Below are 23,777 nucleotides of genomic sequence, written 5' to 3'. Positions count from 1 at the left end.
GTGCGACTCGGACTGAATCTCGGCTACTGGGGAGCGGGGAACGACCCCGCGAACCTGGCCCTGGCGAAACAAGCGGACGAACTGGGCTACGCCGTCGTGTGGGCGGCGGAGGCGTACGGCTCGGACGCCGTGACCGTGCTGACCTGGATCGCGGCGCAGACCTCACGGATCGACGTCGGCGCCGCCGTGCTGCAGATCCCGGCCCGGACCCCGGCGATGACCGCGATGACCGCCGCGACGCTTGACACGCTTTCGGGCGGCCGGTTCCGGCTCGGCCTCGGCGTCTCCGGCCCGCAGGTGTCCGAGGGCTGGCACGGCGTGCGGTTCGCCTCGCCGCTCGGCCGCACCCGCGAGTACGCCTCGATCGTGCGCTCGGCGCTGCGGCGTGAGCGGCTGAAGTTCGAGGGCGAGCACTTCACGCTGCCGCTGCCGGACGGCCCCGGCAAGGCGCTGCGGCTGACCGTCCGGCCCGCGCGCAAGCACATCCCGCTCTACCTGGCCGCGATCGGCCCGAAGAACCTGGAGCTGACCGGCGAGATCGCCGACGGCTGGCTGCCGGTGTTCTTCTCGCCGGCGCACGCGGGGGAGCAGCTGGCGCAGCTGCGGGCCGGTGCCGAGCGGGCCGGCCGCTCGCTCGACGGCTTCGACATCGTCCCGACCGTCCCGCTCGTCCCGGGCGACGACTGGAAGGCGTGCGCGGACGCCGTGCGCGGGTACGCGGCGCTCTACCTCGGCGGGATGGGCAGCAAGGAAAAGAACTTCTACAACCAGTTGGCCACTCGGATGGGCTTCGCGGCCGAAGCCGCCGAAGTGCAGGAGAAGTACCTGGACGGCGACCGCGCCGGGGCGATGGCGGCGGTGCCGCTGGAGTTCCTCGACGCGACGTCGCTGCTGGGCCCGAAGGAACGGATCGCGGAGAAGATGACCGAATTCGCCGAGGCCGGCGTGACGACCCTGTCGGTGTCGCCGTTCACCCCCGACCCGGCAGGCGCGCTGACCACCGCCGTCGAGGCGCTCGAGCTGGCGGGGGTGGCCTGACGTGGGCTGGTTCGAAGCACTGGTCCTGGGCCTGGTCCAGGGCCTGACCGAGTTCCTCCCGATCTCCTCGAGCGCGCACCTGCGGATCGTCGCGGCGCTCGTCGGCTGGGACGACCCGGGCGCGGCGTTCACCGCCGTCACCCAGATCGGCACCGAGCTGGCGGTGATCATCTACTTCGGCAAGAAGATCGGCCGCATCCTGCAGGCCTGGTTCTTCTCGATCACCAAGCCGGAGTGGCGCCGCGACCCGGACGCCCGCCTCGGCTGGCTGATCATCGTCGGCTCGCTGCCGATCGTCGTGCTCGGCCTGCTGCTGCAGGACCAGATCGACAGCGCGTTCCGCGACCTGCGGATCACCGCCACCGTGCTCATCGTGTTCGGCCTGATCCTGCTCTACGCCGACCGCGTCGGGAAGCAGGAGCGGACGCTGGACCACCTGACCGTGCCGCACGGCCTCGGGTTCGGCTTCGCCCAGGCGCTGGCGCTGATCCCGGGCGTCTCCCGCTCGGGCGGCACGACCAGCGCGGGCCTGCTGCTGGGCTACACCCGCGCGGAGGCGGCTGAGTACTCGTTCCTGCTGGCGCTGCCCGCGGTGTTCGGTTCGGGTGTGTACAAGCTGAAGGACATCGGCGAGGGCGGGGTGCCGGCCCAGTGGGGCCCGACGATCCTGGCGACGCTGGTCGCGTTCGGCGTCGGCTACGCGGTGATCGCGTGGCTCATGTCCTACATCAAGAAGCGCAGCTTCGTGCCGTTCGTGATCTACCGGCTCGTGCTCGGCGTGCTGCTGTTCGTGCTGATCTTCACCGGCGTGCTGGATCCGAACGCGGGCCCGGTCAGCCACTGATCGTGTGCACGTAGGGTGGGGCCTGTGAGTACGGTCATTCTGCTCCGGCACGGCAAGTCGACGGCCAACGGTTCCGGCATCCTCGCCGGGCGCTCCCCGAAGGTCAGCCTCGACGACACCGGCCGCGCCCAGGCGGAGAAGCTCGTCGAACGGCTGGACGGCGTGCCCCTCTCGGGGCTCGTCGTCTCGCCCATGCTGCGGTGCAAGCAGACCGTCGGCCCGCTCGCCGCGGCTCGTGGTCTGGACAAGGTCGTCGAGCCCGGGCTGTCCGAAGTGGACTACGGCGACTGGACCGGCAAGGAGCTCAAGCACCTGGCGAAGGAACCGCTCTGGCGGGTCGTGCAGGCGCACGCCTCGGCCGCGGTCTTCCCCGGCGGCGAAGGGCTCGCGGCGATGCAGGCGCGGTCGGTGGCCGCCGTCCGCGCGCACGACCGGCGGATCGCCGCCGAGCACGGCGACCACGCCGTCTGGCTCCTGTGCAGCCACGGCGACGTGATCAAGTCCATCCTCGCCGACGCGCTCGGCCAGCACCTCGACGCGTTCCAGCGGATCGTCGTCGACCCGGCGTCCGTCTCCGTCGTGCGCTACACCGAGACGCGGCCGTTCGTCATGCGGGTCAACGACCACGGCGGCGACCTCCGGGGGATCGTGCCGCCGGAACCGAAGCCGAAGCGGGGCAAAAAGGGCGCTTCGAGCAGCGACGCCGTCGTGGGCGGTACCACCGGGCGGTGAGCTTGGCCACCTCCGGAAAGCGCTGACATCGATGGCGGTGGACCACGTAGGGTGGCGGGACCGAGTGTTGCACCCCCACAGGAGCCTGCCCCGATGATTTCGCCGGAGAACCCGTTCGCCGCACCCAGCGAGCTGCCCTACGCCCTGCCGCCCTTCGACCGGATCGCCGACGAGCACTACCGGCCCGCGTTCGAGGCCGGGCTGGCCGAGCACGCGGCGGAGATCGAGCAGATCGCGGCGCAGGACGCCGAGCCGACGTTCGAGAACACCATCGTCCCCCTCGAGCGCGCCGGCGAGCTGCTCAGCCGCGTCGCGAGCGTGTTCTACAACCTCTCCGGCTCCAACAGCACCGACGAGATCCAGGCCATCCAGGCGGAGTTCGCGCCGAAGCTGGCCGCCCACCACGACGCGATCCACCTGAACCCCAAGCTGTTCGCCCGCATCGACGCGCTGCACGCGAAGCGGGACGAACTGGGCCTCGACGGGGAGTCGCGGCGGCTGCTCGAACGACGGCACCTCGACTTCAGCCGCGCGGGCGCCGGACTGGGCGAGGCCGAGCAGGCCCGCCTGCGCGAGCTGAACGCGCAGCTGTCCACGCTGCAGACGAAGTTCCAGCAGAACCTGCTCAAGGACACTAACGACCTGGCCGTCGTCATCGAAGACCGAGCCGAGCTGGCCGGCTTCGGCGAGGGGGCGATCGCCACCGCGGCCGAGGCGGCCTCCGCCCGCGGCGAGGACGGCAAGTACGTCATCCCCCTGACGCTGCCGACGAGCCAGGCGTCGCCGCTGGAAACCCTGAGCGACCGCGACGTCCGCGCGCGGATCCACGCCGCGTCGATGGCGCGGGGCAACCGCGGCAACGAGTTCGACAACAACTCTCTCGTCGCCGAAATCGCGCACCTGCGGGCGGAACGGGCCGCGCTGCTCGGCTACCCGAACCACGCGGCGTACGTCATCGCCGACGAGACGGCGAAGACCGCCGAGGCCGCGGCCGGCCTCCTGGAGCGGCTCGCGCCCGCCGCCGTCGCGAACGCCCGCACCGAAGGCGCGGAACTGCAGCAGCTGCTGGAAGCCGACGTCCCCGGCGCGACGCTGCGGCCGTCGGACTGGCCGTACTACGCCGCCCAGGTCCGCCGCGAGCGCTTCGACGTCGACACCGAGGCGCTGCGCCCGTACTTCGAGGCCGACCGCGTCTACCTCGACGGCGTCTTCTTCGCCGCCACCAAGCTCTACGGCCTCACCTTCACCGAGCGGACCGACCTGCCGAAGTACCACCCGGAGGTCCGGACCTTCGAGGTGTTCGACGCCGACGGCACGCCGCTCGGGCTATACCTGCTCGACCTCTACACCCGCGACGCCAAGCGCGGCGGCGCGTGGATGAACACGTTCGTCGACCAGTCCGAGCTGCTCGGCCGCAAGACGGTCGTGGTCAACGTCCTCAACGTCGGCAAGCCGCCGGCGGGGGAGCCGACCCTGCTCACCTTCGACGAGGTCGTCACCGCGTTCCACGAGTTCGGCCACGCGCTGCACGCCCTCGTCTCGGCGGTCCGCTACCCGACGTTCTCCGGCACCAACGTGCCCCGCGACTTCGTCGAATACCCGTCCCAGGTCAACGAGATGTGGATGCTGTGGCCGGAGGTGCTGGCCAACTACGCCAAGCACCACGAGACGGGGGAGGCCCTGCCGCAGGAGCAGGTCGACAAGCTCCTCGCCGCCCAGCAGTACGGCGAAGGCTTCGCCACCACCGAGTACCTGGCGGCGTCGCTGCTCGACCAGGCCTGGCACCGCCTCGGCGTCGACGACCGCGTGGAGGAGGTGCAGCGGTTCGAGACCGACGCGCTCGTCAAGGCGGGCGTCGCGGTCGAGGCCATCCCGCCGCGCTACCGCACGACCTACTTCGCCCACGTGTTCAGCGGCGGCTACAGCGCGGGCTACTACTCCTACATCTGGAGCGAAGTCCTCGACGCCGACACCGTCCAGTGGTTCCGCGAGAGCGGGGGACTGACCCGCGAGAACGGCGACCACTTCCGCCGGACCCTGCTCGGCCGCGGCGGCAGCATCGACCCGATGGACGCCTTCCGGGCCTTCCGCGGCCGCGACCCCGAGATCGAGCCGCTGCTGGCCCGCCGCGGGCTCACCGGAGTCTGACTCCTCCAGCTGTATAACGACCTATACTGCGGGCCTGGTTTGGAAAAACCACGCCCGCAGTCGTTTCATCCGCCCGAAAAACCGCTGAGACGGACGGGACCGGCTTCCCCCGAAACCGCACGTCGGTGACCCTCCCGGAGACCGGCGCGGAGCTAACTTGGGTGCTTCGACAACTCTCGGGGAGGGAGATTCGATGAACGGATCACGTCGGGTGTCGGTCATCGTGGCCTTGTTCGTCCTGGCGATGAGCAGCCTGTTCGTCGTTCCGGCTTCGGCCGGCACGCAGACGGCGGAGGCGACGTGCACCGGGGCCGGTTCCTGCTGGTTCACCTGGGGCCGCATCACCGCCGGCGACTGCACGATGGACCAGGCCAAGTGGACGCTGAACCGGAACGGCAGCGCGTCCTTCGAGGCGGCCATCGTCAGCAGCGACAGCGGCGACGCGTGGCTGATGTGGCCGGTCGCCACGGACACGAGCGGGATCGTGCTGGGCCCGATCACGCACGGGGGTGACCCGAAGTTCGTGCGGGGCACGGTGAAGAACACGTGGACGTGGTGGTTCGACGCGGGGTCGTTCGACCCGGCGTGGTTCGACCGGATCCACAGCATGCGGTTGACGAATCACTGCTGATCGTCGCGGTCGCTAGCCCCGATGCCCTCGCGGCATCGGGGCTAGTGCGGAGAAACCCGGGTACGGCTAGGCGACCAGCCGCAGCCAGGCTTCCGCGAGGGCGCAGTGACCGGCCGGGGTCGGGTGCACGCCGTCTTCGGACCAGTGTTCCGGGCCGGTTTCCGCGGAGAGTTCGGCGAACATGCGGTCGGCGGTGATCAGGTGGGTGCCGTACTCGGCCGCGAGGTGCCGCACGGCCTGGATCTTCGGGTCGAGGCCGGCTCGCCAGTCCCGGCGCACGTCGGCGTCGAGGCGGATGTCGCCGGCTTCGGTGACGCCTTCGACCGGCAGGAGGAACGGCTCGATGAGGATCAGCTCCGTGCCGGCTTCGGCGAGGGGTGCGAGCAGGCGGCCGTAGCCCGCCGCGAACTCGTCCGCGGAGATTTCGCGGCGGCTCGGGTCGAAGGTGTGCCGTCCGTTGTCGTTGACGCCGACGAGGATCGAGACCACGTCGGGGTGGGCGTCGAGGACGTCGGTTCGCCAGCGGGCTTGGAGGTCGGTCACGGTGTGGCCGGCGTCGGCGGTGTCGATCCAGGTGATGGGGCGGCCGGGGTGGCGGAAGCTCCATTCGCCGGCGACGAGCAGGGGGTAGCCGCAGCGGTCTTCGCCTTCGGGTCGCCAGAGGGTGGTGATGGAGTCGCCGGCGAAGAGCACGGTGCTGTGGGGTTTCAAGGTGATCGTCATGCGGTCGAGCGTGGCGGTGGCGGCTGGCGGGGGACGCACACGGCGCTGGCATCCCCCGCCAGTGGCGTGTCAGGTGGTCTGGTCGCCGGCGACGATGTGGTCGACGAAGCCGTAGGAAAGGGCTTCGTCGGCGTCGAACCAGCGGTCGCGGTCGGCGTCGGTGGTGATGCGTTCGACGCTTTGGCCGGTCTGGCGGGCGGTGATTTCGGCGATGCGGCGTTTCATCTTGCCGAAGACTTCGGCCTGGATGGCGATGTCGGTGGCGGCGCCGCTGATGCCGGCCGAGGGCTGGTGCATGACGATGCGGGTGTTGGGCAGGAGGTAGCGCTTTCCGGGGGTGCCGGAGGAGAGCAGGAACTGGCCCATGGAGGCGACGAAGCCGAGGCCGTAGGTGGCGACGTCGGGTTTGACGAGCTGCATGGTGTCGTAGATGGCCATGCCGGCGGTGACGGAGCCGCCGGGGGAGTTGATGTAGAAGGTGATGTCCTTCGCCGGGTCGTCGGCGGCGAGCAGGAGGAGCTGGGCGATGAGGCGGTTGGCGACGTCGTCGTTGACTTCGGAGCCGAGGAAGACGATGCGGTCGCGCAGGAGCTGTTGGTAGACCGAGTCTTCGGGTGCGGTGCCGGGTGCCTGCATTTCGGGTGCGGCGAGAAGGGTCATGGCCCGACGGTAGGGCCGGTGATCGGTTCGCGGAGCGGGGTTTCGCTGTGAGCGTGCGGTGTTCGCCGGACGCGAAAGGGCCGCCGTCCGGTGTGGACGGCGGCCCTGGTCGTGGGGAGGCTCAGATGAGGCCGAGCTTCTGCACGGTGTCGCGTTCCTCGACGAGTTCGGCGACGGAGGCGTCGATGCGGGCGCGGGAGAAGTCGTCGATCTCGAGGCCCTGGACGATCTCGTACTTGCCGTTCTTGGCGGTGACGGGGAAGGACGAGATGATGCCTTCGGGGACGCCGTAGGAGCCGTCGGAGACGACGGCGGCGGAGGTCCAGTCGCCGGCGGGGGTGCCGTTGACCCAGGTGTGGACGTGGTCGATGGCGGCGGAGGCGGCCGAGGCGGCGGAGGAGAGGCCGCGGGCTTCGATGATGGCGGCGCCGCGCTTGGCGACGGTGGGGATGAAGTCGCTTTCGAGCCAGGCCTGGTCGACGTCGACGGCCTTGCCGGCGACTTCGGCGTGCTGGACCGAGGGGTACTGGGTGGCGGAGTGGTTGCCCCAGATGGCGAGCTTCTTGATCTCGGTGACCGGGACGCCGAGCTTCTTGGAGAGCTGGGCGAGGGCGCGGTTGTGGTCGAGGCGGGTCATCGCGGTGAAGCGGTCGGCGGGCACGTCGGGGGCGTGCGAGCGGGCGATGAGGGCGTTGGTGTTGGCGGGGTTGCCGACGACGAGGACCTTGACGTCGTCGGCGGCGCCGGCGTTGATGGCTTCGCCCTGTGGCTTGAAGATGCCGCCGTTGGCTTCGAGGAGGTCGCCGCGCTCCATGCCCTTGCTGCGGGGGCGGGCGCCGACGAGGAGGGCGATGTTGGTGCCCGAGAAGGCCTGCTTGGGGTCGTCGAAGATGTCGATGCCCGAGAGGAGGGGGAACGCGCCGTCGTCGAGTTCCATGGCGGTGCCCTCGGCCGCCTTGACCGCCTGCGGGATCTCGAGGAGCCGCAGCTTCACCGGGACGTCCTGGCCGAGGAGCTGACCGGAAGCGATGCGGAAGAGCAGCGCGTAGCCGATCTGGCCGGCGGCGCCGGTGACGGTCACGTTGACAGGGGCTTGGGTCATTGCGGTACTCCAGCTTGAGACGACTTTGGCTAGTGGTGTGGAGCCTATCCCTCCTCGGCGTCGCTGGTCGGGTGCGTCCAGTCACTGTTGTGAGGATCGCTTTTCAGCTGTCGGTGACGTTGGCGGCCAGGCGGGTGAGGAGGTCGGCGAGCTGGGTGATCTCGGTGTCGGTGAGGCCTTTTCGCATGCGTTCGTCGTGGGCGATGGCGGCGGAGGCGAGCCTCAGGAAGAGCTGTTCGCCTTCGGGGGTCAGCGTGACCAGGTGGACACGGCGGTTCTCGGGGTCGCGGCGGCGGGTGACGAGGCCCGCGGTTTCCATGCCGTTGAGGTGGTGGGTGAGGGTCGCGCCTTGGATGCCGACGGCGTCGGCGAGTTCGCGCTGGTTGGCGACGGGCCGGGTTTTGAGGGAGATGAGGATCTGCCAGACGGGTTGGGAGCCGCCGGCGGCGGCGAGGGCCTGGTCGAAGGCGCGGCCCGCGGTTTTGGCGGTGCGGGCGAGGACGACGCCGATGGGGGCGGTGGTGGGTGCTGGCACGAGCTGGACCATACCGCAGAGGTCTAACCGTTTGACATCTAATCATTAGACTTCTAACGTTGTGCTCATCGAACCGGAAGGGGAACGCGATGAGCACCGAGGAAGAGATCCACGAGTTCGGCCGGGTGTGGGCGGCCGCGGAGGAGCGCGGCGACACGGAGGTGCTGGCCGGTCTGGTCGCCGACGGCTTCCGCCTGGTCGGCCCGCTCGGCTTCGTGCTGGACCGCGATCTGTGGCTGGGGCGCTACACCGGCGGCGGGCTGGTCACCGAGAAGCTGAACTGGACCGACGTCGAGGTCCGGGACTTCGGCAGCACGGCCGTCGCGATCGGCGTCCACGACCAGCTCGCGACCCACCAGGGCAACCCGGTGAACGGCCGCTTCCGCGCCACGCACGTGTTGGTCCACGAGGACGACCGGTGGCGCCTGGCCGGTATCCACCTCAGCCCGATCGGCGGCCCGCCGCCGTTCGCCACCGGAGCGGCTCCCGGAGGGGACGGGCGATGAGCGTCGAACTGAACCACACGATCGTGTGCGCCCGGACCGGGAGAAGTCGGCGGAGTTCCTCGCCGGGATCCTGGGCCGGCGAGCTCAACTCGATGAACTGCGGCCGCGGCGTCTGCTTCGAAGACCCGGACGGCCACAACCTGGAACTGCTGACGAGGGGGTAGCCGTGCGGCTGAGCATCGGGGTCACGGACTTCTCGTGGCCGGACAAGCTGACCGAAGAGCTGGCGGGCATCGCCGTCGCCGCCGAGGACGCCGGGCTCGACACGCTGTGGGTGCCCGACCACCTGCTGCAGGCCGACCCGAACAGCACGCCGGACTCGGCGATGCTGGAGGCGTACACGACGCTCGGGTTCCTGGCCGCCCGCACCAGCCGGATCGGGCTGGGGACGATGGTGTCGGCGGTGACGTTCCGGCCGCCGGCGCTGCTGGTCAAGGCGGTCACGACCCTCGACGTCCTTTCCGGCGGGCGGGCCCGGTTCGGGATCGGCACCGGGCACCACGACGGCGAGGCGCGCGCGATGGGCCTGCCGTTCCCGCCGGTGGGTGAGCGCTTCGAGCGGATGGAGGAAACGCTCCGGCTGGCGCGGCGGATGTGGGACGGCGACACGTCGGCGTTCGAGGGCGGGCACTACCGCCTGGACCGTCCGATCGGGAACCCGCGGCCGGTGCGCCGCCCGCGGGTGCTGATCGGCGGGGCGGGTGAGCGCAAGACGCTGCGGCTCGTCGCGCGGTACGCCGACGCGTGCAACGTGTTCGACATCCCGGACGGCGGGAAGACCGTGCGGCACAAGCTGGCTGTCCTCGCGCGACACTGCGAGGAGGCCGGGCGGCCGTACGGGGAGATCGAGAAGACGATCAGCACGCGCCTGTCGCCGGGTGAGTCCGCGGAGTCGTTCTCGCGGCGGTGTGCGGAGTTCGCGGAGTGGGGGATCGAGCACGCGGTCGTGATCACGGCGGGGCCGTGGTCGGCGGCGGGGGTCGCGACGCTGGGGCGGGTCGCGGGCTTGGTGCAGGCGGGGTGAAACGATCAAGCCCGGACGTCGCGGGGTGATCGCGGACGGCGGGCGGCGGTCCGGAGGCGCGAAATCGTTTTCCGGTCCTTTTCATTCGTGGTCCGCTAAATGGCGGCTCGAAATTATCGGTATACCGCGTGGCGGGACGGCTACTGCGTGTTGCTCCGTTCAGCGGGGTTTCGGACCATGATCCACCCGCTACCATGGTCGGCGCCCCCGTCCCGAATTGGAATGTGTTGGGAAGGATTCCGATGCTTTCTGCGGTCGTTGCTGCCGTTTTGGCGCTGTCCTCTGTGGTCGCCCCGCATTCGTGGAACACTCCTCCGCCGCCGGACAAAATCGTCATCGACGTCGTGAACGCGATCGGCACGGGCTGTCCGCCGAACACGTCCGCGGTGGCGGTTTCGCAGGACAACACGGCGTTCACCGTGACCTACAGCGCTTACACGGCGCTGGTCGGGGTCGGTGCCGGTCCGCTGGACGCGCGGAAGAACTGCCAGATCGGCCTGCGCGTGCACGTGCCGCAGGGGTTCACCTACGGAATCGCGCAGGCCGACTACCGCGGATTCGCGCACCTGGAACGCGGCGCGACCGGGCTGGAAAGGGCCAACTACTATTTCCAGGGTAATTCTCCGACGGCTTACCTCCAGCATCCGCTGACGGGTCCGTTCGAAGACGACTGGCATTTCACCGATTCGACGGAGGTCGGTGCGATCGTGTTCAAGCCGTGCGGCGAGGAACGCAATTTGAACATCAACACGGAATTGCGGGCCGCGGCCGGGACGTCGGATCCGAAGAAGACGACGAGCTACGTCACGATGGACTCGACCGACGGCAGCATCACCACGGTGTACCACTTCGCGTGGCTGCAGTGCCCGTGACCGGTTCGCGGTGAGCCGGGGGCGGCGCGGGTGCGCGCCGCCCCCGGTGGTCACTTCTTCGCGGGGGCGCGGGGGTCGGTGGCCTGGAGGTCGAAGACGCGGCCGAGGGAGACGAGTGCTTCGTCGAGGTGGCTGAGGCTGGAGAGGACGGCGCGGGTTTCGGCTTGGTCGACGCGGTCGGAGACGGGGGTGCCGTCGTCGCGCACGAGCGTGCCGGGTGTGGGGCCACCCGGTGCGTCGAGTGCTTTGCGGAGGACGTCGATGTTGGCCAGCAGCCGTCCGGTGAACTGGCGCAGGCGGTCGGTGTCGGGGCCGGCGAGCATGCCGGGCTGGGCGCGGGCGGCGACGTGGCGGGCGCGGAAGGCGATGGTTTCGAGGGTGGTGAGGACGTGCCAGCCGTAGTCGCGGCGGGCGCTGCGGAGGTTGACCGGGTGGGTGAGCGGTTCGACGGTGGTGCGGACCTGTTCGACGGCGCGGTCGAGGTCGCGGGAGAGTTCGATGATGTTGACGTTCTCTTCGCCGGCGAGCAGGTCGCGGGTGTGCTGGAGGAACTCCTCCAGTTCGTCGAGCACCGAACAGATGTCGTCGAGCATGACCGAGCGGGTGCGGACCGGGACGATGACGACGGCGGCGAGGATGCCGGCGGCGGCGCCGACCGCGGTTTCGGCGACGCGGATCCAGAGCACGGCGAGGCTGAAGGTGCCGAGCAGGCTGTAGAGCAGGCCGAGCATGCTGGTGATGAAGAAGGCCATCACGACCTGGGAGACGCGGGCGGTGTAGACCATCCCGAACACGCAGACCAGGATCAGCGAGAGCGTGGCGGGGGTGTTGCCGCCGACCAGGAGCGCGAGCAGGACGCCGCCGACGATGCCGATGAGGGTGCCGCCGAGGCGGCGGACGCCTTTGACGAAGGTGGCGCCGGCGCTGGAGGCGCCGATGAACACGACGAAGACGGTGAGCACGGCCCAGTACCAGCGCTGGTGGGAGACGAGTTCGCCGCCGAGCACGGCGAGCCCGCCGCCGACGACGGCCTGGATGGCGCTGCGGGTGCGGTTGTCGTAGGCGAACGCCGGGGTCGGCTCGTCGTCCTCGTCGTCGAGGGGGTCCACTGTGGACTCGGGTGCGGCGGCGCGCTGGGCGCGGTCGTCGGCGAGGGCGAGCTCGGCCAGTGCTTTGCGGACGCCGTCGCCGGGTGCGGCGTGTTCGCCGATGCGGCTGCCTTCGACGAGCATCCGGCTGTACTCGCCGGTCTGGCTGATCAGCGGGAGCTCGCGCGGGTCGCGTTCCATCAGGGCGCGGAAGCGGGCGAGGCGGGCGATGAGGTCGTCGCGGACTTCGGCGCCGAGCTCGTCGGAGCAGGTGCGCTGGACGGTGATGGCGAGCCACTGGACGGCGAGCTCGACCTCGATGGCGCGGCGGCGCAGCCGGTCGGCGGCGCGGGCGTCGACGACGTCGGGGGCGGCGTCTTCGATGAGCAGGACGCATTCGTGGAGCCGGGCCAGTGCGTGGCGGAGCTGCTTGCGGGTGCGCTCGCTGCCGTTGACCGCCAGGTAGGCCTCGGTGGCGCGGACGACCGCGGCGAGACGGGCGCGGAAGGCGCGGCGCACGCGCAGGAACTCGGCTTCGGCGTTGTGGCGCAGCAGGACGAACCGGACGACGGCGTTCGCGAGGACGCCGACGCCGAGCGCCATCAGCAGCTGCGGCACTTGAGCGAGGTGGGCCTGCAGGAACATCGGGAAGAAGAACAGGAAGAACCCGATCGACCCGAGCGCGGTGCCGCGGGCGCCGAAGCGCTGGGCGTAGACCGCGACGAAGATCAGCAGGACGAACACGACGCTGTCCAGCGGCGGCAGCGCGGAGCCGAGGCTGGCGACGGTGATCGACGCGGCCCCGGTGAGGAACGCCAGCACCAGGGTGACAGCTTGGCCGCCGGGGGTGGCGTCGTTGACGGTGAACGCCGTCATCATCGCGGCGATCGCGCCGACCAGCATCACGGTGAGCGGGACGTGCGTCGGCAGCAGCGCGGCCACGGCCAGGACGATGCCGAGCACGGCGGACCCGGCCAGGCGCAGCCGGACCAGTCCGGGGTCGGCCGCCGCGAGCCGGTCGAGCGCGGCGGTGCGGAAGTGGTTCATCGGGCGAGCAGCTCCCACTGGGCGAGGGTGGCGCGGCCGCCGCGGGTGGCGGTGATCCGCAGCCGGTAGTGCGGGCAGGCCGCCGGGGCGGCGAGGGCGAAGGGACGGGTCTGGCGGCGCCAGCGGAACAGTTCGCCGGTGCGTTCGTCCAGGGTGGTCCAGTGGGTGCCGTCGGCGGAGCCTTCGAGGACCCACGCGCTGGGGTCGCCGCGGCGGGTGCCTGAGGTGAGCGTGTACATCGTGACTTCCCGGGGCTCGCCGGTGACGGTGAACGTGACCGACGGCGTGGCGCTCGAGAAGGTGACCTGGGTGCGGGTGGTGTCGTCGAAGAGCGCGCCGAGGCTCTTGGCGTCCTCGCTGGTGGCGGTGCCGGTGAGGTCGGAGATCGGGGCCGGGTGGTCGGCGGGTGGCGGCGGGGCACCCCAGCCGGTGGGCTCGGTCGTGAGGTCGAAGACGAGTTCGGCGCCGCCGGCGAGGGTGGCGTGGGCGATGGTCGTCGTGTCGTGCGGTTCGCCGTCGACCGTGAGCCCGCGGACGTAGACGGTCTCGTCGGTGTTGCCGGGGGCGTGGACGACGAGCTCCCTGCCTTCGCCCAGGTGCACGGTCGCCTTCTCGAACAGCGGCGACCCGATCGCGTAGCGCGGGCTGCCGACGGCGAGGGGGTAGAAGCCGAGGGCGCTGAACACCCACCAGGCGGACATCTCGCCGTTGTCCTCGTCGCCGGGGTAGCCCTGGCCGATCTCGCTGCCTAGGTAGAGCCGTCGCAGCACTTCACGCACGACGCGCTGGGCCTTCGCGGGCGCGCCGGCGAGGTTGTAGACGTACGGGATGTGGTGGGAGGGCTGGTTGGAGTGGCCGTACTGGCCCATGCGGACGTCGCGGGCCTCGGTCATCTCGTGGATGAGCCCGCCGTACGCGCCGGGGCGGCGGCCGGTCTCCGGGGTCGCGAAGAACTCGTCGAGCTTCGCTTCGAGGCCGGCGGTGCCGCCGTGCAGCGCGGCGAGACCGGGACCGTCGTGGGGCGCGGTGAAGGCGGTGTTCCAGGCGTTGGTCTCGACGAAGTCGCCGCCCCACGCGGCCGGGTCGTAGCCGTCGGGACCGAACTTGCGGCGGCCGTCGCGGTGGCGGCCCTGGAAGAAGCCGATCTCCGGGTCGAAGTGGTGGACGTAGTGCTTGGCGCGCTCGCGGAAGTAGGCGGCCTCTTCGGCGTACCTCCGGGCGCGGGCCCCGGAGCTTTCACGTGAAAGCTCCGCCGCGAGGTTGGCGAGGCCGAAGTCGTTGATGCACCCCTCGAGTGCCCAGGACAGTCCTTCGTGGACGGACACCGGGGTGTAGCCGAGGAAGATCGACTCCTCCAGGCCCTTGCGGCCGACCGAGCGGCGCGGCGGGGTGACGGTGGCGTTCTTCAAGGCCGCGTCGTAGGCGGCTTCGACGTCGAAGCCGCGGACGCCCTTGAGGTAGGCGTCGGCGAACGCGACGTCCGAGCTGGTGCCCGTCATCAGGTCCGCGTAGCCGGGGGAAGACCAGCGGGAGATCCAACCGCCTTCGCGGTACTGCTGGACGAACCCGTCGACCATCCGCCCGCACTGCTCCGGCGTGAACAGCGCATACGCGGGCCAGGTCGTGCGGTAGGTGTCCCAGAAGCCGTTGTTGACGTACAGCTCGCCGTCGACGACCTTCGCGCCGGTGCGCCGCCGGGTGCTCGGCCACCGCCGCCGCACCACCGGGCTCGCGTGCCGGATGCCCTTCGGGGTGTTCTCGTGCGCGGCGTTCGGGTAGAGGAACAGCCGGTAGAGGTTGGAGTACAGCGTGGTGCGCTGGTCCTCGGTCGCGCCTTCGACCTCGACCCGGCCCAGCTGCTCCTGCCACCGCGCCCGCGCCTGGTCGCGGACCTGCTCGAACGTCGTCCCGGCCGGGATCTCCAGCTCGAGGTTGCGCTGGGCCTGGGCCACGCTGATCAGCGACGTCGCGATCCGCAGCGTCGCATCGGGACCGTCGAACTCGAAGTAGCCCGACACCCGCCGCCACGGCGGCCAGTGGACCTTGGCGCCGCGTGTGGCCGGGGCGTCGGTCACGCCGTAGACGAACATCCGGCGCGCGCCGGCGGACAGGCGGCTGCGGACCGTCGTGTAGCCGGAGATGACGCCGGTGTCGGCGTTCAGGCGGAGGCGGCCGCGGTTGCGGACGTTGTCGAACAGCAGCCAGCCGTGCTTGTCCGGGAAGGTGAACCGCAGGATCGCCGCGTGCGACGTCGGGGCGAGGTCGGCGGTCATGCCGTTCGCGAACCGGACGCCGTAGTGGTGGGGCGAGTCGGTTTCGTCGTCGTGGGAGAAGGCCAGCGCGCGCTTGCGGCGGTCGGGCTCGACCGGGCCGGTGCCGGGCATGACGTGGAAGGTGTGCCGGTCGCCCATCCACGGGCTCGGCTGGTGCGACAGCGCGAAGGCCTGCAGCGCCGGGCGGTTCTGCTCGTCGTTGTGGCGGTGGTAGGAGTAGAGCCAGTTGGTGACCCCGGTGTCGGTGACCGGGGTCCAGAAGTTGAACCCGTGCGGCACCGCCGTGGCCGGGAAGTTGTTGCCGCGGGAGAAGTCCGCGCTGGAGTGCGTGCCGCGGGTCGTGCGGACGCAGTCGACCGGGTCGCGGGGCGGGTCGGGCCGTTCGGCGACGCGGACGTCGTCGAGCCAGCCGGTGATCTCCCCTGGCGCGTCGGTGCGCAGCACGATCCGGGCGATCCGGCGCCCGGCGAACGCCCCGAGCGGGCGGCGCACGAGGTTCCACTGGTCGACGTAGAGCGTCTTGTCGTCCACCGGGTCGAACCCGGCGGTGGTGCCGTCGGCGAACTCGACGTCGAGGCTCACGCGGGTGGCGTGGTAGGCCGGGATGTCGCCGTCGGAGCGGGGGAAGACCACATAGGACAGCTCGGTGCGCTCGGTGACCAGTGCGTCGAGGTCGAACAGGACGCTGCGGGGACGCGCGCTGTAGCGCAGGGCCTTGACCCCGGTGAAGCCGACGCCGGTCTTGGCCGTGGGGGAGCGGTCCGGGCCGCCCTCGACCGTCAGAGCGGCGTCCGCCGGCTGCGGATCACCGGTTTCGAAGGACGAGAAGAACACGGCGTCGGACATGCGCCCACCGTATCGGCCGAACGGCGTAGCGTGTGCTCGACGCGGGGGAGGAGGTCGCGGTGAGCACGCACACCGTCCGGAACGAGGGCGCCGAGCTGCGCTACGAGCTGCGCGGTGAAGGGCCGCTCCTGCTGCTGATCCCCGGCCGCGGCGGCTCCGGCGCCCGGTACGCGGAGCTGGCGCGGCGGCTCGCCGGGTCGTACGCGGTGCTCACCTACGACCGCCGCGGCCCGGACGCCGACTTCGACCTGGGCCGCCAAGCCCGCGACGCGGCGGCGGTCATCCAGTCGGTGGCCCCGAGGGCGGCAGTGTTCGGCCAGGGCGGCGGCGGCTCGGTGGCGTTCGAGCTGGCGGCGCAGCTCCCGGACGCGGTGACCGAGCTGGTGGTCCACGAAGCTCCGGCGCTCACGCTGCTCCCGGACGCGCCGAAGTGGCTGGCGCTGGCCGGCGAGGTCCGGGCGGCGCACGAGCGGCTCGGCCTGGAGCCGGCGCTGGCCTTGGCGGGGTTGAGCGTGACCGAGTTCCCGGACCGGGCGGCCGCGGAACTGTTCCTGGCCCGCGAATTCCCGGCGGTGGTCCTGCACACCCCGGACCTCGACGCGATACGCCGCACGGGAATCCCGGTGACGACGGCGGCGGGCGAGGCCAGCCGCGACACGTGCCTGGAACGGTCGGCCCGGATCCAGGCAGAGCACCTGGCGTGCCGGTACGCGCGGTTCCCGGGCGGTCATCGGGGGTTCGAGTCCGAGGTGGACGCCTTCGCCCCGGCGCTGTGCACAACGCTGGCGCGGCTGCGGCGCTTCTGACCACCCGGGCCCCGCGAGCCAAAGGTCGCGAATGACTCATTGGGGACTTCGGAGGTCCCCCATGAGTCATTCGCGACACCCGCCGCACCAGTCCCGGAAAGCAGTGAGGGACTCCGCGGCCCCAGTGCGCCGAGCAGCCGGCCGGACCACCGCACACCACGGCAACCCGCGCCCGGCGCTCAGCCGGGGCGGCCGCCGAACTGCCAGCGGTGCACTTCCACCCCCGCATACCTCCCCGGCGTCAGCACAGCCCGCGCCGTGTCCGCGTCCGGCGCCCGCAGCAGTACCGCCGTCCCCAGCTACGCCTCGCCGTCGTCCGACAGCAGCGGTCCGCACGCGACCAGCTCGTCCCGCGGCCCCGTCACCCCGACCGGCCCGCCCGACCCGAACCCGAGCACCAGCCACCGGTCCCCGCCGTCCCGGCCGCCCGGGAACTCCCACATCGTCCGGCCCAGCTCGTTGCGCCAGCGGCGCAGCAGCACGTCCCGGTACACACCGGCCTGGTACCCGGGCTCCGAGAACGCGAACGCCCGCGCGGCCGCCGGGTCCGGCAGGTCGAGCACGTGCACGCTGCCCGTCGGCCGCGCGCCTTGGAACGTCGGGCCGCGCGCGATCATGCCCGGGAACCGGTCCATGTAGTACCAGTGCTCCTCCAGCAGCTCGCGGCGCAAGGCAGCCGAGCCCGGGCGGTCCCGGTGGTAGCAGAAGAACTCCATGACGCGAGGATGCCCTCCCCGCAACCCGGCGGGGAGGGCATCCGGAGCACTACCGGACTAGATCTTCGCGCACTGCCCGGCGGCCGGGCCGCGGACGGTGTTCGGCAGGTCGTAGTCCGTCGGCACCGGCGAGTTCAACGCACACGCCAGCGGGCCGCCCACGGTGCTCGCAGTAAGCACCGGCCCGTGGTTGGCCGTCAGCGCGACCGGGCCGCCCACCTGGGTCAGCTCGATCGACACCGTCCCGGTCGTCCCGGTGATCGCCACCGGGCCGCCGATCTTCGTGCGGTTCAGCACGACCTGGGCGGCGCCGGTCGCCGCCAGCGGGCCGTTTACCGATCCGCCGCGGACCACCAGCGACGCGCCGGGAGCGACCGTCACCGGGCCGGACACCGTCGCGTCCTGCAGGCACACCGTGCCCGAGGAGACCGTGAGCGGGCCCTTGCGGTCACCGGTGATCGTCTGCGTGCAGGCGGCGTCCGGCTTGCCCAGCAGCTCGAACTCGGCCAGCTGCGCCGGGGCGCCGGTGCTGGTCGCGGTGACTTCGAGCTTGTAGTAGGCGTAGTGCGCCGGGTTGGTCACCTTGAACGCGCGGGTCTGCTGCCGCCAGGTGAACGCCTGGTTGCTCTGCTGGTCGGCCACCGCCCAGGTCTTGCCGTCGTAGGAGCCCTTCAGCGTCCAGCTCTTCGGGTCGCCCGCACCGGTCTGGGACGTCAGCGTGTAGCTCGTGACGGCCTCGTCGGTGTTGTTCAGCTGGTACTGCACGGCCCCGGTGACGGCGGCCTGGGTGCGCGAGGTGTTGTCGAGCAGCGCACCCGCGTTCGAGCCGTCCGAAGTGGACAGCGTGCCCTTGCCCGCGCCGGTCTCGTCGTGCAGCGGCGCCGGCGCCGCGTCACCCGTGGTGATCGACTTCGGTGCGTCGTTCGGGCCGGTGCCCCAGGTGGAGGGGTTCGGGCCCATGTCGAAGTCGATGACCCCGCCGCGGGCGATGACGTCCTGCGGCAGCGACGTCGAGGGGTACGCCTTGCCGTTGACCTTCACACCCTGGACGTAGACGTTCTTCGCGCTGTTCTTCGGCGCGTTGATCACCAGGTTCTTGCCGCCGGCCAGGTGGATGGTCGCCTTCTTGAACAGCGGCGACCCGATCGCGTAGTTCGGGCTGCCCATCTGCAGCGGGTAGAAGCCCAGCGCGCTGAAGGTCCACCAGGCCGACTGCTCGCCGTTGTCCTCGTCGCCCGCGTAGCCCTGCCCGATCTCGCTGCCGGTGTAGAGCCGCGAGAGCGCCTCGCGGACCTTCGCCTGCGTCTTCGACGGCTGGCCGGCGTAGTCGTACATGTAGAGCGTGTGGTGCGAGGCCTGGTTGGAGTGGCCGAGCTGGCCCATCCGCACGTCCCGCGCCTCCCGCATCTCGTGGATGACGCCGCCGTAGGAGCCCGGGAAGTTCGCGGTCTCCTGGTCGGCGAAGAACGCGTCCAGCTTCTTCGCCAGGCCCGCCTTGCCGCCGTAGAGGTTGGCCAGGCCCTGACCATCCTGCGGCACGGAGAACGCCATGCCCCAGCCGTCGGTCTCGGTGTAGTCGATGCCCCACACCCGCGGGTCGTACTCCTGCGGGGAGCGGCTGAACTTGCCCGCGGCGTCCCGGCCCTGGAAGAACCCGACGCTCGGGTCGAACACGTTCACGTACTGCTGGGCCCGGCTGGTGAAGTACTCGTAGTTGGCCAGGTACTCCTGCTTGCGCGGGTCGCTCGCGGGAGCTTCGTCGTAGAGCTTCTTCGACAGGTTGGCGATGCCGAAGTCGTTGACGTAGCCCTCGATCGACCACGAGAACCCGTGCTCGGCGGTGTTCGGCGAGTAGCCGAGGAAGATGCCCTCGTCGATGCCCTTGCGGCCGACCGCGTTGTTCGGCGGGGTCACCGTCGCGTCCTTCAGCGCCGCGTCGTAGAACGACTTGACGTCGAAGTTCTTCACGCCCTTGAGGTAGGCGTCGGCGAAGGCGACGTCGGCGCTGGTGCCGGTCATCAGGTCGGCGTAGCCCGGCGACGACCACCGGGAGATCCAGCCGCCGTCGCGGTACTGCTGGACGAAGCCGTCGATCATCTTGCCCGCCATGTCCGGGGTCAGCAGCGAGTACGCCGGCCACGTCGTGCGGTAGGTGTCCCAGAACCCGTTGTTGACGTAGATCTGGCCGTCGACGATCTTCGCCCCGGTCTGCGTCGCGGTGTCCGGGCCCGCCTTCGGCGACACCGGGCTCGCGTACTTGTACACCGGCTTCTCGGTCGTGCCGGTGTTCTCGAACGCCGAGTTCGGGTACAGGAACAGCCGGTACAGGTTCGAGTAGAGCGTCGTGAGCTGGTCCTTCGACGCGCCCTCGACCTCGATCACCTTCAGCTGGTCGTCCCACGCCTTCTGCGCGGCGTCGCGCACGGTGTCGAAGGTCGCGGCCGGGGCGATCTCCTGCGCGAGGTTCTTCTTCGCCTGGTCGAGGCTGATCAGCGACGTCGCGATCCGCATGTTCACGGTCTTGTCGGCGCCGGCGTCGAAGCGCAGGTAGCCGGTGACGTTGTCGCGGCCCTGCCCGGTGAGCTTGCCGCCCGCGGTGACCGGCTTGTCGAACGTCGCGTAGACGAACATCCGGCCCGCCCCGGCGTACACGTTGGTCTCGGTGTAGCCCGAAAGCGTGCGGGTGGCCGGGTCGAGGGTCAGCCCGGCCGAGTTGTTGACGCTGTCGAAGATCAGGCTCGAGTCCGCGCCCGGGAAGGAGAACTTCATCATCGCCGCGTGGTCGGTCGGCGTGATCTCGGTCTTGATCCCGTTCTGGAACTGGACGCCGTAGTAGTGCGCCCGCGCGACCTCGTCGCTGTGCTTGAACGCCAGTGCCCGCGCGTCGCGGTTGGCGTCCGGCACGCCGGCGGCCGCGGACGGCATCACCTGGAAGGACTCGCGGTCACCCATCCACGGGCTCGGCTCGTGGCTCACGCTGAACGCCTGCAGCTGCGGGAGGTTCTGCGCGTTGTTCTGGGTGCTGTAGTTGTACAGCCAGCTGCTCGACCCGGCGTCGGTGACCGGGGTCCAGAAGTTGAACCCGTGCGGCACGGCCGTGGCCGGGAAGTTGTTGCCGCGGGAGAACGTGCTGTTGGCCATCGTGCCCCGCGTGGTGAGCACGTTGTCGCTCGGGCGGGTGCTCGCCGGCGGCGTCGGCGTGGCGGAGACCTTCACGTCGTCCAGCCAGCCCTGCAGCGAGCCGGGGCCGTCGGGGTTGTCGTAGCCGACCAGGATCCGGTCGATCGTCTTGCCCTTGGCCACCTGCCCGATCGCCGAGCGCACCAGGTTCCACTGGTTGGTGTAGAGGACCTTGCTCGCGCCCTGGCCCTCCGGCGTCAGCGGGAAGCCGTACTGGTCGGTCGCGCCCAGGTCGCGCAGCCGGGTGCCGTCGGTGAAGACCAGGTCGACCGCGACGTCGGTGCTCTGGTACTTCAGGTCACCGGTGATGAACTGCGGCTGCACCTCGTACGACAGCTCGGTCGAGGCCACGACCGGGACGTCGACGTCGAAGACCTTGTTGTAGGAATAGCCGTGCCCGTCGGCGGTCTGGCTGCCCGAGTAGCGGAACGCCTTGAGCCCGGTGAAGCCGACGCGGTTCTTGTTCGTGTACCCGCTGGTCGGGCCGGAGTCGACGAAGCTGCGCATGTTCGGCAGCGGCGGCGGCGCCGGGTCGTCGTTGGCCAGCAGCAGCTCCGACAGCTGCAGGATCGGCCCGCCGTTGTTGCGGGTGACGTTCAGGCGGAAGAACTTGTACGCCGCGGTCGGCGCCGTCAGGGTGTAGTCCTTCTGCTGGAACCGGGCGGTGAACGCCTGGTCGGCCTGCTTGTCCACGTCGGTCCAGACGAGGGCGTCGTTCGAGCCCTGCAGCGTCCAGTCCTTCGGGTCGCGGTTGTCGAAGTCGTTGGCCGAGGACAGCGCGTAGTGCGTGATCGACGTCGGCTCCGACAGCGTGATCTGCGCCCACGCCGTGGGGTCCCAGGACAGCCACTTCGTGTCGGTCGTGCCGTCGACGAGGTTCGAGACGACCTCGCCGCCACCGGTGTTCTCGCTGCTCGCGCTGGTCTCGGTGACCTTGCCGCGGATGTCGCCCGGGATGGCGGTGCCGTTCGCGCCGTTGATGCCGGACGCGCGGGGCTTGCCCGCCGCGTCGGTGTCGACGGTGTCGGTCCACGTCGGCTGGACGTCACCGGGCTCGAAGGAGGACGAGAAATCGGCGGGAAGGGCTTCTTCGGCGGCGGACGCCGTCGCGGGGAGGGCGACCAGGCCGGCGGCGACCACGGCGGCGGTCACCAGGAAAGCGACCGGCGGTCTGGCGCTTCGGGGCATCATTGCTCCAAGCTCTGGAGGGTGAACTGGGGACCGACGGACGGGGGACCGGCGGCGCCCAGAGAGCGAAACGCGCGGGTGACATCGATGTCAAGACCGGTCGCCAAACCTGGCCAGAACTGGACAACCGAGGGGAAGGGCCCCGATGAGAACAGTCCGGATCTTCACCGCCGCCATCACACTCACACTCGCCACCGCCGGGTTCGCGCCGGTGGCCGCCACCGCCGGGACGGAGTCCCCCGTCCGGCCGATCACCGCCTGCGGCGACCTGGTCCGCGGGTTCGCCCTCCCGGGCGCCGCCACGCACGTCACCTCGGCGGCCGTCGTCGCCGCGACCGCCACCGACCCCGAGTACTGCGGCGTGCGGGGCTACGTCGAACCGGCCGTCCGCTTCGAGCTGCGCTTGCCCACCAAGACCTACGCCGGCCGCTACCTGCAGTACGGCTGCGGCGGCTTCTGCGGCCTGATCACCCCGCCCGCGTTCGCCGACTGCGGCCTGCCCCACGGAGGCGACGTCGCGGTCGCCGCGACCGACGACGGGCACGTCGGCACGACCCCCGCCGTCTTCGACGACGGCAGCTGGGGCGCGGACAACCAGGCCGCGCGCAACGACTTCGAGTTCCGCGCACCCCACGTCGTCTCGCGCGCCTCGAAGGCGATCATCCAGGCGTTCTACGGCTCCCCGCCGCGCAAGTCCTACTTCAGCGGCTGCTCCGACGGCGGCCGCGAAGGCCTGCTGCTGGCCCAGCGCTACCCGGCGGACTTCGACGGCATCGACGCCGGCGCCCCCGCGAACTACTGGGGTCCGCTGCTCGGGGAGTACCAGACGTGGCTCGCGCGGGTGAACACCGCCGCGGACGGCAGCCCGGTCCTCACCGCCGCCAAGCTGCCGGCGCTGCACACCGCCGTGCTCGCCGCCTGCGACCGCCTCGACGGGCTCGCCGACGGCCAGCTCGACGACCCGCGTGCCTGCCGCTTCGACCCGGCCACGCTGACCTGCGCCGGCGCCGACACGCCGTCCTGCCTGACCCGGGCGCAGGTCGCCGTCGTGCGCAAGCTGTACTCGCCGCCCACCGACGCCCGCGGCGCGCTGCTCTACCCCGGCGGGCAGGAACCCGGCTCCGAGCTGTCCTGGGCGGGGTGGATCATCGGCGTGCCCGAGACCGGCGGCGTCGCCTTCGCCCGCAGCCTCGCCGACAACTATCTCAAGTACCTCGGCTACCCGATCGGCGCACCGGCGTCGAAGGTCGACGACTTCGCCTTCACCCGCCGCGAGTTCGACCGGCTCACCCCGGTCGGCGTCCGCTACAACGCGCTGAGCCTCGACCTGTCGGCGTTCCACAAGCGCGGGGGAAAGCTCGTGCTGTGGCACGGCTTCGCCGACCAGGCCATCCCGCCGGCCGGCACCCTCGACTACTACCAGCGGCTCACCGGCGGCCGCGCCCAGGACTGGGTCCGGCTGTTCATGGTCCCGTCGCTCTACCACTGCGGCGGCGGCACCACGCTCACCGAGTTCGACCCGCTCAAGCAGCTGGTTGCCTGGGTCGAACGGGGCACCACGCCCACCGTGGTGACCGCGACCGGCCGCGATGCCGCCGGCAACGTCACGCGGACGCGGCCGGTGTTCGCCTACCCGCAGCGCGCGGTCTACGACGGCACCGGCAGCATCGACGACGCCGCCAACTTCCGCCCGGCACCGCCGTCGTCGCCGGTCCGGGACGTCGTCCACTGGGCCGGCGAGCGGCTGTACGCGATTCCGGGACCGGTGGCGCGGTAAACCGGTCACGCGGGTCCGGCGCCGCCGCTAAGGTCACGCCC

At 70.9% G+C, this 23,777-nt stretch carries 19 protein-coding genes; 11 read left to right on the top strand and 8 right to left on the bottom strand.

Going from position 1 to position 23,777, the window contains the following annotated elements; all coding sequences use genetic code 11:
* The 5 genes from ACIQWX_RS22105 to ACIQWX_RS22085 all read left to right on the top strand — a co-directional run bounded on the left by ACIQWX_RS22105 (position 1) and on the right by ACIQWX_RS22085 (position 5,393).
* A complete protein-coding gene (locus ACIQWX_RS22105; protein ID WP_400873926.1) occupies positions 1 to 1,038 on the top strand; it encodes an LLM class F420-dependent oxidoreductase in 1,038 nt (345 codons plus the stop codon).
* Between the two features lies 1 nt (position 1,039).
* Positions 1,040 to 1,882, top strand: a complete 843-nt coding sequence (locus tag ACIQWX_RS22100) for an undecaprenyl-diphosphate phosphatase (RefSeq protein WP_400873924.1) — start codon at positions 1,040 to 1,042, stop codon at positions 1,880 to 1,882.
* A gap of 24 nt (positions 1,883 to 1,906) precedes the next feature.
* Complete coding sequence (locus ACIQWX_RS22095; RefSeq protein ID WP_400873921.1) at positions 1,907 to 2,614, top strand: histidine phosphatase family protein; 708 nt, start codon at positions 1,907 to 1,909, stop codon at positions 2,612 to 2,614.
* Positions 2,615 to 2,707: 93 nt separating this feature from the next.
* A complete protein-coding gene (locus tag ACIQWX_RS22090; RefSeq protein WP_400873918.1) occupies positions 2,708 to 4,762 on the top strand; it encodes a M3 family metallopeptidase in 2,055 nt (684 codons plus the stop codon).
* Positions 4,763 to 4,955: 193 nt separating this feature from the next.
* On the top strand, positions 4,956 to 5,393 hold the full coding sequence (locus ACIQWX_RS22085; RefSeq protein WP_400873915.1) for a DUF6294 family protein: 438 nt from the start codon (positions 4,956 to 4,958) through the stop codon (positions 5,391 to 5,393).
* A gap of 66 nt (positions 5,394 to 5,459) precedes the next feature.
* Here ACIQWX_RS22085 and ACIQWX_RS22080 read toward each other — a convergent pair whose 3' ends face one another.
* The 4 genes from ACIQWX_RS22080 to ACIQWX_RS22065 form a co-directional block, all read right to left on the bottom strand.
* On the bottom strand, positions 5,460 to 6,116 hold the full coding sequence (locus ACIQWX_RS22080) for an SGNH/GDSL hydrolase family protein (RefSeq protein WP_400873912.1): 657 nt from the start codon (positions 6,114 to 6,116) through the stop codon (positions 5,460 to 5,462).
* Positions 6,117 to 6,185: 69 nt separating this feature from the next.
* Complete coding sequence (locus tag ACIQWX_RS22075; RefSeq protein WP_400873909.1) at positions 6,186 to 6,776, bottom strand: ClpP family protease; 591 nt, start codon at positions 6,774 to 6,776, stop codon at positions 6,186 to 6,188.
* A gap of 121 nt (positions 6,777 to 6,897) precedes the next feature.
* A complete protein-coding gene (locus ACIQWX_RS22070) occupies positions 6,898 to 7,878 on the bottom strand; it encodes a malate dehydrogenase (protein WP_400873906.1) in 981 nt (326 codons plus the stop codon).
* Between the two features lie 103 nt (positions 7,879 to 7,981).
* Positions 7,982 to 8,413 (bottom strand): MarR family winged helix-turn-helix transcriptional regulator, encoded by a 432-nt coding sequence (locus ACIQWX_RS22065; RefSeq protein ID WP_400873903.1) that lies wholly within the window; start codon positions 8,411 to 8,413, stop codon positions 7,982 to 7,984.
* An 89-nt stretch (positions 8,414 to 8,502) separates the two neighbouring features.
* Between ACIQWX_RS22065 and ACIQWX_RS22060 the strand changes: the two genes are divergently transcribed.
* From ACIQWX_RS22060 to ACIQWX_RS22045, 4 genes are all read left to right on the top strand, one after another.
* Entirely contained in the window at positions 8,503 to 8,919 is a 417-nt protein-coding gene (locus ACIQWX_RS22060; RefSeq protein ID WP_400873900.1) for a nuclear transport factor 2 family protein, read from the top strand.
* On the top strand, positions 8,916 to 9,083 hold the full coding sequence (locus ACIQWX_RS22055; protein ID WP_400873897.1) for a hypothetical protein: 168 nt from the start codon (positions 8,916 to 8,918) through the stop codon (positions 9,081 to 9,083). Before ACIQWX_RS22060 ends, ACIQWX_RS22055 begins: the two co-directional genes overlap by 4 nt.
* A gap of 2 nt (positions 9,084 to 9,085) precedes the next feature.
* Positions 9,086 to 9,943: an LLM class F420-dependent oxidoreductase gene (locus tag ACIQWX_RS22050; protein WP_400873894.1), complete on the top strand. Its 858-nt coding sequence runs from the start codon at positions 9,086 to 9,088 to the stop codon at positions 9,941 to 9,943.
* 242 nt (positions 9,944 to 10,185) lie between these two features.
* Positions 10,186 to 10,815 carry a DUF4360 domain-containing protein gene (locus ACIQWX_RS22045; protein ID WP_400875856.1) on the top strand — a complete coding sequence of 210 codons (630 nt, stop codon included), beginning with the start codon at positions 10,186 to 10,188 and terminating at the stop codon, positions 10,813 to 10,815.
* Between the two features lie 50 nt (positions 10,816 to 10,865).
* On the opposite strand, the gene ACIQWX_RS22040 is transcribed toward ACIQWX_RS22045, so the two are convergent.
* Positions 10,866 to 12,950 (bottom strand): FUSC family protein, encoded by a 2,085-nt coding sequence (locus tag ACIQWX_RS22040; RefSeq protein WP_400873891.1) that lies wholly within the window; start codon positions 12,948 to 12,950, stop codon positions 10,866 to 10,868.
* Positions 12,947 to 16,069, bottom strand: coding sequence for a GH92 family glycosyl hydrolase (locus tag ACIQWX_RS22035; RefSeq protein ID WP_400873888.1), 3,123 nt, complete (start codon positions 16,067 to 16,069; stop codon positions 12,947 to 12,949). Before ACIQWX_RS22035 ends, ACIQWX_RS22040 begins: the two co-directional genes overlap by 4 nt.
* Positions 16,070 to 16,128: 59 nt before the next feature.
* Here ACIQWX_RS22035 and ACIQWX_RS22030 point away from each other — a divergent pair, with 59 nt between their 5' ends.
* Positions 16,129 to 16,875 carry an alpha/beta fold hydrolase gene (locus tag ACIQWX_RS22030; RefSeq protein ID WP_400873885.1) on the top strand — a complete coding sequence of 249 codons (747 nt, stop codon included), beginning with the start codon at positions 16,129 to 16,131 and terminating at the stop codon, positions 16,873 to 16,875.
* A gap of 299 nt (positions 16,876 to 17,174) precedes the next feature.
* On the opposite strand, the gene ACIQWX_RS22025 is transcribed toward ACIQWX_RS22030, so the two are convergent.
* Together ACIQWX_RS22025 and ACIQWX_RS22020 are read right to left on the bottom strand one after the other, a co-directional pair.
* The gene (locus tag ACIQWX_RS22025) at positions 17,175 to 17,591 is read right to left on the bottom strand and encodes a YciI family protein (protein ID WP_400873881.1); all 417 of its coding nucleotides are present in this window, start codon (positions 17,589 to 17,591) and stop codon (positions 17,175 to 17,177) included.
* Between the two features lie 57 nt (positions 17,592 to 17,648).
* The gene (locus ACIQWX_RS22020) at positions 17,649 to 21,959 is read right to left on the bottom strand and encodes a GH92 family glycosyl hydrolase (RefSeq protein ID WP_400873878.1); all 4,311 of its coding nucleotides are present in this window, start codon (positions 21,957 to 21,959) and stop codon (positions 17,649 to 17,651) included.
* Between the two features lie 145 nt (positions 21,960 to 22,104).
* Between ACIQWX_RS22020 and ACIQWX_RS22015 the strand changes: the two genes are divergently transcribed.
* Complete coding sequence (locus tag ACIQWX_RS22015; RefSeq protein ID WP_400873875.1) at positions 22,105 to 23,736, top strand: tannase/feruloyl esterase family alpha/beta hydrolase; 1,632 nt, start codon at positions 22,105 to 22,107, stop codon at positions 23,734 to 23,736.
* The last annotated feature ends 41 nt before the right edge of the window (positions 23,737 to 23,777 follow it).

The organism is Amycolatopsis sp. NPDC098790 (assembly GCF_044759945.1).
Taxonomy (GTDB): Bacteria; Actinomycetota; Actinomycetes; order Mycobacteriales; family Pseudonocardiaceae; genus Amycolatopsis.
The sequence above is the reverse complement of the archived record's forward strand: the minus strand, read 5'-3'. Positions and strand labels throughout refer to the sequence as shown.